The organism is Aggregatilinea sp., assembly GCF_036822615.1.
Lineage (GTDB): Bacteria > Chloroflexota > Anaerolineae > Aggregatilineales > Aggregatilineaceae > Aggregatilinea.
Window position 1 is genome coordinate 1 of the sequence record NZ_DAISHJ010000122.1, and the last position, 1,953, is coordinate 1,953.

Below are 1,953 nucleotides of genomic sequence, written 5' to 3' on the forward strand. Positions count from 1 at the left end.
AAGAACCGCTGCGCGCTGCCGCCGCCGATCTCGGCCCGCTGGCGGCGTGCGCCACGCTCGACGTGACGGATCTCGATCACGCCGACGACGACGTCGCGCGGATCGCCGCGCAGCACGGCGAGATCTCGATCCTGGTCAACAACGCGGGCATCCACCTGAAGAAGCCGGTGGAAGACACGACGCCCGCCGAGCTTCAAACCGTGTTGGATACGCACGTCATGGGCGCGTTCGCGCTGTCCCGCGCGCTGATCCCGTCCATGAAGCGCCGCCAGCACGGGCACATCCTGTTCATCGCGTCGATGGCCTCGCTGATGGGTTTGCCGCAGGTCGTCGCCTACGCCGCCGCCAAAACCGCGATCCTTGGCCTGATGCGCACGATGGCCGTCGAGCTGGCCCCGGCGGGCATCCGCGTCAACGCCATCGCGCCCGGCTGGATCGAGTCGCCCATGATGCGCGGCGCGCTGGACAGCGATCCGGCCCGCAAGGAGCGCGTCCTCAGCCGCACGCCGATGAACGCCTTCGGCCAGCCGGAGGACGTAGGCTGGGCCGCCGTGTATCTCAGCGCGCCCGCCGCGCGTTTCGTCACCGGCACGCTGCTCACCGTGGACGGCGGCATCTCGATCGGCCTTTAAACAACGATATTTTGACAAGACTTCTTCAGGAGCATAACCGCCATGCAGCTTGGACTCGGCCTCTACCGCCACATGCTCACGCCCGACAACTTCCGCTTCGCGCGGCAGGCAGGCGCGACGGCCATCGTCGCGCACCTGTGCGACTACTTCGCGGAAGGGCCGCGCATCCCCACCACCCGCGACGACGGCTGGGGGGTCGCGGGAACCGGCCTCGACAGCTGGCAGCCGGAAAATCTCGCCGCGCTCAAAGCGTCCGTCGAGGCGGAAGGGCTTCAGCTTGCCGCCGTCGAAAACCTCGATCCGATGCTGTGGCACGACGTCCTGCTCGACGGCCCGCGCAAAGCGGAACAGCTCGAAACGGTCAAGGACATCATCCGGCGGTTTGGGGACGTGGGCATCCCGGTCCTGGGCTATAACTTCAGCCTCGCGGGGGTATGGGGCCACGTCGAAGGCCCGTACGCGCGCGGCGGCGCGACGTCGGTCGGTTTCCTGGGCGCGGACGGTCCGCAGGAAACGCAGATCCCGCGCGGCATGGTCTGGAACATGATCTACGACGCCGAGGCCGGACCCGGCACGATCGGCACGGTCACGCAGGAACAGCTCTGGGCGCGCCTGAAAGATTTTCTGGACGCCGTGCTGCCCGTGGCCGAAGAAGCGGGCGTGCGCATCGCCCTGCACCCCGACGATCCGCCCATGCCCACCCTGCGCGACACGGCCCGCCTCGTCTACCAGCCGCGCATCTACCAGCAGGTGCTCGATCTGCATCCCAGCCCGTCCAACACACTCGAATTTTGCATCGGCTCGTTGGCCGAAATGACCGAAGGCGACATTTACGATGTGGTGGACACCTACACCCGCCAGAATGATGTCGCCTATATCCACTTCCGCAACATTCGCGGCAAGGTGCCGCGCTATCACGAGGTGTTCGTGGACGAGGGCGACGTGAACATGATCCGCGTGATCCGCATCCTGCTGCAAAACCGGTTCGAGGGCGTGATCATCCCCGATCACACGCCGCAGATGACCTGCGACGCGCCCTGGCACGCAGGCATGGCCTTCGCGCTGGGCTACATCCGCGCCGCGATCCAGGCGTGCAGTTAATATGGACGAGCTTCTGGCGCGGCGGCTCCATACGCAGCGGCTTTCGCGCACGCCCTACGCCGATCCCGCCGAGGTCGTCGGGTGGCTGGGCGCCGTGCAGTCCCAGGATTACGGCGGCGCGGCCTGGGCCGTCGCGCAGCGCACCACCGGCGCGCGGCTGCCCGATGTGGAGCGCGCCTTCGACGACGGGCGCATCTTGCGCACGCACGTCCTGCGCCCG

Annotated in this window: 3 protein-coding genes; all 3 read left to right on the forward strand. The window is 67.5% G+C overall.

The window, feature by feature from the left end; genetic code table 11:
* A partial coding sequence (locus V7116_RS21735; protein WP_324394083.1) for an SDR family NAD(P)-dependent oxidoreductase occupies positions 1–632 on the forward strand: 632 nt, incomplete at its 5' end.
* Between the two features lie 42 nt (positions 633–674).
* Entirely contained in the window at positions 675–1,733 is a 1,059-nt protein-coding gene (locus tag V7116_RS21740) for a mannonate dehydratase (RefSeq protein WP_324394084.1), read from the forward strand.
* Position 1,734: 1 nt separating this feature from the next.
* Positions 1,735–1,953, forward strand: a 219-nt coding sequence (locus tag V7116_RS21745; protein WP_324394085.1) for a DNA glycosylase AlkZ-like family protein, incomplete at its 3' end; no start/stop codon positions are given.

Bases quoted from the DNA above. Each gene is read 5' to 3' on its own strand.
- V7116_RS21740 (WP_324394084.1), top strand. From the start codon at position 675: ATGCAGCTTGGACTCGGCCTCTACCGCCACATGCTCACGCCCGACAAC.